Genomic DNA, 7,475 nt, shown 5'->3' on the forward strand with positions numbered 1-7,475 from the left:
GGTCGTCGACCGCCCCGGGCCCCGCCCGTGCGCCCCTGCCCGCGGGCGGTGCCGGGTCGGGCGGTGCCGGGTCGGTCGGCGCAGCGTCAGGCGGTGCCGGGCCGGGCCGGGGGGCCCTGCTCCGCCCCCTGCTCCACCGGCGCCGGCGGGGTGATCGCCCGCTTGAGGATCTTGCCGGTGGGCCCCTTGGGCAGCTCGGAGACGATCCACACCCGCCGCGGGTACTTGTACGGCGCCAGGTTCGCCCGCACGTGCGCCTGCAGCTCCTCCGGCGTGGCGCTCGCCCCCGCCCTCAGCACGACCGCGGCGCCGACCTCCTCGCCCACCAGCGGGTCGGGGAAGCCGACCACGGCGGCCTCGGCGACAGCGGGGTGCTCGTAGAGCACCTCCTCCACCTCGCGCGGGTACACGTTGTACCCGCCGCGGTCGATCATGTCCTTGGCGCGGTCGACGATGCGGTAGCAGCCGTCGGCGTCGCGGGTGGCCAGGTCGCCGGTGCGGAACCAGCCGTCGACGATCGCCGCGGCCGTGGCCGCCTCGTTGCGCCAGTAGCCCTTCATGACGTTCTCGCCGCGCACGACGATCTCGCCGACCTCCCCCTCGGGCACCGGCGAGCCGTCCGCGGAGCGCAGGTCCATCTCGCAGCCGCGCACGGGGGTGCCGATCGAGCCGGGCCGGCGCTCGGCGCCGGGGTGGTTGAAGGAGGCCACCGGGGAGGTCTCGCTGAGGCCGTACCCCTCCAGCACCACCGCGCCGAAGCGCTCCTCGAACCCGCGCAGCACCTCCACCGGCAGCGAGGCGCCGCCGGAGACGCACCGGCGCAGGGAGGACACGTCGCAGCGCTCGGCGCCGGGGTGGTTCAGCAGCGCCACGTACATCGTGGGCACCCCGGAGAACAGGTTCACCCGGTCGCGCTCGACGACGGCCAGCGCGGCCTCGGGGGTGAACCGCGGCAGCAGCGTCAGCTGGGCCCCGGCGATCACCGCGGTGTTCATCGCGCAGGTCTGCCCGAAGGCGTGGAACAGCGGCAGCGCGCCGAGGATGGTCTCCCCCGGCCGCACCTGCGCCAGCGTCTCGTGGTTCGTCACGGCGTTGCTGATCAGGTTGCGGTGCGTCAGCGCCGCCCCCTTGGGGGTGCCGGTGGTGCCGGAGGTGTACAGCAGCACCGCCACGTCCTGCGGGTCCGGCTCGTGCGGGTGCGGGTCCGGGCGCACCCCGGCCAGCAGTTCGGCGGTGGCGCTCGGCTCCACGACGACCACGCGGGTGCCGGTGCCCGCCGCGCCGGCGTGGGCGGCGTCGGCCACGGCGTGCCAGGCGAAGGCCAGCCGGGCGCCGGAGTCGGCGAGGTGGTGCGCGACCTCCCGGCCGCGCAGCAGCGGGTTCATCGGGACCACGACGCCCCCGGCGCGCAGCACCCCGTGGTACAGCACGGGGAAGTGCGGCACGTTGGGCAGCACGAGCGCGACCCGGTCCCCCACCGCCAGGCCCTCGGCGCGCAGCAGCGCGGCCACGCGGGCGGTGGCGTCGTCGAAGGCGCGCCAGGTCAGGACGGTGTCGTCCAGGCGGACGGCGGGGGCGTCGGGGCGGGTCCGCGCGTGCTCGGTGATCACGGCGGCGAACGAACGGGGGGTGCTCATGGGTGCTCCTGCAGACGACGTCGGCCACGGGCCCGGGCAGTCTCACACGCCCCGCGCGCCCGCGCGCACCGGCGCCCTCAGAGCGCGGGGGCGGTGGCGCCGGCCGGCTCGGGGGCCGGGCACGTGCGGGCGCGACCGGCCGCCTTGGCCGCGTACAGCGCCCGGTCGGCGCGGGCGAACAGCCCCGCGGCCGGCTCCGCGCCGTCCCAGCGCGCCAGGCCCGCCGAGAACGACTGCCCCGAGGGGACCACCGCGCGCATCCGCTCCAGCAGCTCGTGCACCCGCGCCGGGTCCAGCCCCTCGGCCAGGACGAGGAACTCCTCCCCGCCCCAGCGGGCCGCCAGCACGCCGGTGCCGGCCAGCTCGCTCCCCCACGCCCGGGCGCAGCCCACCAGCAGCGCGTCGCCGGCGGGGTGGCCGAAGGTGTCGTTGAACGCCTTGAAGCGGTCCAGGTCCAGCACCGCCACCACCAGCGGCGCCCCGGAGACCGCCGCCCGCTCGCGCGCGCGGTCCAGCTCCGCCTCCGCGGTGCGCCGGTTCGCCAGGCCCGTCAGGGCGTCGGTGCGGGCCAGCTCGCGCAGCTGCGCGGCCTGCACCCGCAGCCGGCGCAGCAGCGTCCACATGCGCGCCACCACCAGCAGGAACAGCACCGCGGAGGTCACCACCACCGACCACGCCGACAGCGACACCCCCGCCAGCAGCTGCACCGCCAGCGTGGCCGGGGCCAGCAGGCTCGCCCCGGCCAGCAGCAGCAGGCGCCCCGGGCCCAGCTCGCCGCCCCGCTGCGGGCCGGGGTCGGACAGCCGCCGCATCGAGGGGTGCAGGGCGGCGGTGCCCCACAGCGCGTAGGCCAGCAGGAAGAACGGGTCGCTGCCGACGCCGTCGTAGCCGGTGGCGGCGTAGGCGACCTGGTAGGAGACGTCCGCCACGAGCATCGCGGCCGCCGCGGCCGTCAGGAGCCGGAAGCTGGCCGAGCGCGCCCCGGCCGCCGACATCAGGCGCACGAACATCGCCAGGACGAAGACGTCGCCGACCGGGTAGGCGGCGCTGACGGCGCCGCCGAGCAGGTCGTCGCCCAGGGAGCTCAGCGCCGGGCGCAGCAGGAACGTCCACGAGATCAGCCCCGCGCCCACCGACAGGATCGTGGCGTCGATCACGCCCTCGAGGTCCTGGCCCGGGCGCGCCCGCCGCGCCAGCGACAGCAGCGAGGCCCCCAGCAGCGGGTAGGCCAGCAGGTAGGCGACGTCGGGCGGGGCGGGGTACGCCTGCGAGCCCAGGACGTCGTAGACGAGGGTGAAGAGCGCGTCGCCCAGCGCCCAGCAGCCCATCCCGGCGGCCATGCACCACCACGCGCCCGCCCGCACCGGCCGGTGCAGGCGCGCACCCACCGCGACGGCCACGGCGCTGGAGGCGCTCACGCAGCTCAGCAGCACGTCGTGGGCGGTGCCGCGCAGGCACACGCAAACCACGGACAGCAGGCCGGCGACCACCAGGTAGCCGGCCCACGCGGGCGGACGGGACGGACGCGGGACCACGGTGGAGCATCGGCGCGCCGGGCGCCCGCCTTCACCCCCGCGCGCGCACGTCGCCCCGCGCCCCGGGGACCGCGCGGTCGGTGCGGTCGGCGGGGTCGGCGCGGTCGGCGGGACCGGTGCGGGCGGTGCGGGTGCAGCCGCGGCCGGCGGCCTTGGCGGCGTACAGGGCCGCGTCGGCCCGCGCCAGCACCGCCGCCACGGGCTCGCCGGCGGCGCGGTGCGCCACCCCAGCGGAGAAGGACCGCCCCCCGGGCACCACCGCGCGCAGCCGTTGCAGCAGCCCCGGCAGGTCCGCGGCGTGCGGGCCCTCGGCCGCCACGAGGAACTCCTCCCCGCCCCAGCGGGCCAGCAGCACCCCCGTCCCGGACAGCTGCGCGCGCCACGCGGCGGCCGCACCGGCCAGCAGCGCGTCGCCCGCCGGGTGGCCGAAGGCGTCGTTGAACTGCTTGAAGCGGTCCAGGTCCAGCAGCGCCAGCGCCAGCGGGGCACCGCCGGCGTCCGCGCGCCCGGCCGCCCGGTCCAGGTGCTCGTCGGCGCTGCGGCGGTTGGGCAGGCCGGTCAGCGCGTCGGTGCGGGCCAGGTCCGCCAGCTGGGCGGTCTGCGCGCGCAGCCGGCCCAGCAGCGTCCACAGCCGCGCCACCACCAGCAGGAACAGGACCGTGGAGGACAGGACGAAGGACCACGCCCCCGGCTCCTGCCCCAGCAGCAGCTGCAGCGCCAGGGTGCCCGGGGCCAGCAGGCTGGCGCCGGCCAGCAGCAGCAGCCGGGCGCGGCCCAGCTCCCCCGCCGCCGGCGCCGGGTCGGACAGCCGGCGCATCGAGGGGTGCAGGGCCGCCGCGCCCCACAGCAGGTAGGCGCCCAGCCAGGCCGGGTCCAGCAGCGAGCCGTCGTCGTCGACCGCGGCCGCCGCGAGCTGGAAGCCCGCGTCGGCCAGCAGCATCAGCAGCACCCCGCCGACCAGCAGGCGGAAGCTGGGCGAGCGGGTCCCGGCGACGGGCAGCAGGCGGCCCAGCACGGCCAGCAGGAACACGTCGCCCACCGGGTAGCACGCCGTCACCAGCGCCCCCAGCGGGTCCTCGTGCACCTCGCCGAGCACCGGGCGCAGCAGGAAGCTCCACGAGAGCACGCCGGCCCCCACCGCCAGGGTGGTGGCGTCCAGCACGCCCTCCGCGTCGCGCGCCGGGTGCGCGTCGCGGGCCAGCCGCAGCAGCCCGGCGCCCAGCGCCGGGTACGCCGCCAGGTAGAAGAGGTCCGGCAGGGCGGGGTGGGCCTGCGAGCCGAGCAGGTCGTACAGGACGGAGTAGCTCAGGTCCCCGGCCGCCCACAGGCCGGTGCCGGCCGCCAGCAGCCACCAGGCGCGCGGGCGGCGCGGGCGGTGCCGCAGCGTGCCGACCACCACCGCCAGCGCCCCGGCGAGGCTGACGGCGGCGAAGGCCACGCCGTAGGCCACGCCGTCCGCGAGCAGGCAGGCGGTGGCGGCGGCGGCGCCGACGACGAGGAAGCCGGCCCACGCCGGCGGCCGTCGCGCACGTGGGGGCACGGTGGAGCATCGGCGCACCGGGGCGCGCTCTTCAGCGCCGCGGTCTGCGGGATGATGGGGGCATGTCCGACGCCAGCACCGCGCCCCCGTCCCCGCAGCCCCCCCACGGCTCCGCCGCCGGCGTCTCCGTCCCCGACCGCCCCACCGTGGACGGGCTGGAGGAGCGCTGGGCCCCCGCCTGGCAGGAGGCGGGCACCTACGCCTTCGACCGCACCGCCGAGCGCGCCGACGTGTACTCCATCGACACCCCGCCGCCGACGGTGTCCGGCTCGCTGCACATCGGGCACGTCTTCAGCTACACCCACACCGACGTGGTGGCCCGCTTCCAGCGCATGCGCGGCAAGTCCGTCTTCTACCCGATGGGCTGGGACGACAACGGCCTGCCCACCGAGCGCCGCGTGCAGAACTACTACGGCGTGCGCTGCGACCCCGCGCTGCCGTACGACCCCTCCTTCACCCCGCCGGAGAAGGCGCCGAAGAACGACCGCGACTTCGTGCAGGTCTCCCGCCGCGGCTTCGTGGAGCTGTGCGAGCGCCTCACCGCCGAGGACGAGCAGGTCTTCGAGTCGCTGTGGCGCCGCCTGGGCCTGTCGGTGGACTGGGCGCACACCTACTCCACGATCTCCGCGGACGCCCGCGCCACCGCGCAGCGCGCGTTCCTGCGCAACCTCGCCCGCGGCGAGGCGTACGCGGCCGAGGCGCCCACCCTGTGGGACACCACCTTCCGCACCGCCGTCGCCCAGGCCGAGCTGGAGGACCGCGAGCGCGAGGGCGCCTACCACCGGGTGGCGTTCGAGCGCACCGGCGGCGGCGAGCCCGTCTTCATCGAGACCACCCGCCCGGTGCTCATCCCCGCCGTGGTGGCCCTGGTGGCGCACCCGGACGACGAGCGCTACCAGCCGCTGTTCGGCTCCACGGTGCGCTCGCCGCTGTTCGGGGTGGAGGTGCCCGTGGTGGCGCACCGCCTCGCCGAGCCCGACAAGGGCTCGGGCATCGCCATGATCTGCACCTTCGGCGACACCACCGACGTCACCTGGTGGCGCGAGCTGCAGCTGCCCACCCGCGCCGTCATCGGCTGGGACGGCCGGCTGGTGCGCGAGACGCCCGAGTGGATCGCCGGCGGCCCCGGCGAGGCGCTGTGGTCCGAGATCGCCGGCGCCACCGTGCACACCGCGCAGGAGAAGGTCGTCGCGGCGCTGCGCGAGTCCGGCGCGATGGTCGGCGAGCCGAAGAGGATCGTGCACCCGGTGAAGTTCTACGAGAAGGGCGACCGCCCCCTCGAGATCGTCACCACCCGCCAGTGGTACCTGCGCAACGGCGGCCGCGACGCCGAGCTGCGCTCGGCGCTGCTGGAGCGCGGCGAGCAGCTCGCCTGGCACCCCGGGCACATGAAGCACCGCTACGACCACTGGGTCTCGGGCCTCAACGGCGACTGGCTGATCTCCCGGCAGCGCTTCTTCGGCGTGCCCTTCCCCGTGTGGTACCCCCTGGGCGAGGACGGCGCCCCCCGCTACGACGACCCGATCCTGCCCGAGGAGTCCGCGCTGCCGGTGGACCCGGCCTCGGAGACCGCCCCGGGCTACGAGGAGTCCCAGCGCGGCGCGCCCGGCGGCTTCACCGCCGACCCCGACGTCATGGACACCTGGGCCACCTCCTCGCTGACCCCGCAGCTGGCCGGCGGCTGGGAGCGCGACGAGGACCTGTACCGGCGCGTCTTCCCCATGGACCTGCGCCCGCAGGGGCAGGACATCATCCGCACCTGGCTGTTCTCCACCGTGGTGCGCTCGCACCTGGAGACCGGCGGGCTGCCGTGGGCGCGCACCGCGCTGTCCGGGTGGATCCTCGACCCCGACCGCAAGAAGATGTCCAAGTCCAAGGGCAACGTCGTCACCCCGCTGGCGCTGCTGGAGGAGTTCGGCTCCGACGCGGTGCGCTACTGGGCGGCGTCCTCGCGCCTGGGCACCGACGCCACCTTCGACACCGGCCAGATGAAGATCGGCCGCCGCCTGGCGATGAAGCTGCTCAACGCCTCCAAGTTCGTGCTCGGCCTGGGCGTCGAGCGCGGCACCGCCGCCGACCCGGCCGCGGTCACCGAGGCGCTGGACGCCAGCGTCCTGGTGGACCTGGCGCAGGTGGTGCGCACCGCCACCGACGCCTTCGAGCGCTACGACCACGCCGCCGCCCTCGAGGCCGCCGAGCGGTTCTTCTGGACCTTCTGCGACGACTGGGTGGAGCTGGTCAAGGACCGCGCCTACGGCGCGCGCGGCGAGCAGGCGCAGGCCTCCGCCCGGGCCACCGCCGCGATCGCGCTGCGCACCCTGCTGCGCCTGTTCGCGCCGTTCCTGCCCTTCGCCGCCGAGGAGGTGTGGTCCTGGTGGCAGGACGGCTCGGTGCACACCGCCGCCTGGCCCGCGGTCGACGAGCTCGGCCCGGCCGCCGCGGACACCGGCGCCCGGGGCGTGCTGCGCGGCGCCGGCCAGGCGCTGTCGGCGCTGCGCAAGGTCAAGAGCGAGGCGAAGGTCTCCCAGAAGAACCCCCTGGGCGCGGCCACGGTCTACGGGCCCGCCGACGTGATCGCCGCCGCCGCGCGCGCCGAGGCCGACGTCCTGGCCGCCGGCCGGGCGGCCTCGATCACCTGGCAGGAGGTGCCGGTCGCCGAGGGCGAGCAGTCCCCGGCGCTGACGGCCAAGGCGGAGATCGCCGAGCAGCAGGGCTGACGCCCCCCGCTGCGCGACGGGGCCGCTCCCTCGCGGGGGCGGCCCC

Annotated in this window: 4 protein-coding genes; 1 reads left to right on the top strand and 3 read right to left on the bottom strand. The window is 76.9% G+C overall.

Going from position 1 to position 7,475, the window contains the following annotated elements:
• Positions 1-86 precede the first annotated feature (86 nt).
• The 3 genes from ACRYR7_RS23115 to ACRYR7_RS23125 all read right to left on the bottom strand — a co-directional run bounded on the left by ACRYR7_RS23115 (position 87) and on the right by ACRYR7_RS23125 (position 4,712).
• Positions 87-1,637, bottom strand: a complete 1,551-nt coding sequence (locus ACRYR7_RS23115) for a long-chain-fatty-acid--CoA ligase (protein ID WP_432574521.1) — start codon at positions 1,635-1,637, stop codon at positions 87-89.
• 77 nt (positions 1,638-1,714) lie between these two features.
• Positions 1,715-3,172 (bottom strand): GGDEF domain-containing protein, encoded by a 1,458-nt coding sequence (locus ACRYR7_RS23120; protein WP_432574523.1) that lies wholly within the window; start codon positions 3,170-3,172, stop codon positions 1,715-1,717.
• A 31-nt stretch (positions 3,173-3,203) separates the two neighbouring features.
• A complete protein-coding gene (locus tag ACRYR7_RS23125; protein ID WP_432574525.1) occupies positions 3,204-4,712 on the bottom strand; it encodes a GGDEF domain-containing protein in 1,509 nt (502 codons plus the stop codon).
• A gap of 62 nt (positions 4,713-4,774) precedes the next feature.
• Here ACRYR7_RS23125 and valS point away from each other — a divergent pair, with 62 nt between their 5' ends.
• Complete coding sequence (gene valS / locus ACRYR7_RS23130; RefSeq protein WP_432574527.1) at positions 4,775-7,429, top strand: valine--tRNA ligase; 2,655 nt, start codon at positions 4,775-4,777, stop codon at positions 7,427-7,429.
• Positions 7,430-7,475 lie beyond the last annotated feature (46 nt).

Origin of the sequence: Kineococcus gurbantunggutensis, assembly GCF_050871925.1 — a bacterium.
Classification (GTDB): Bacteria; Actinomycetota; Actinomycetes; order Actinomycetales; family Kineococcaceae; genus Kineococcus.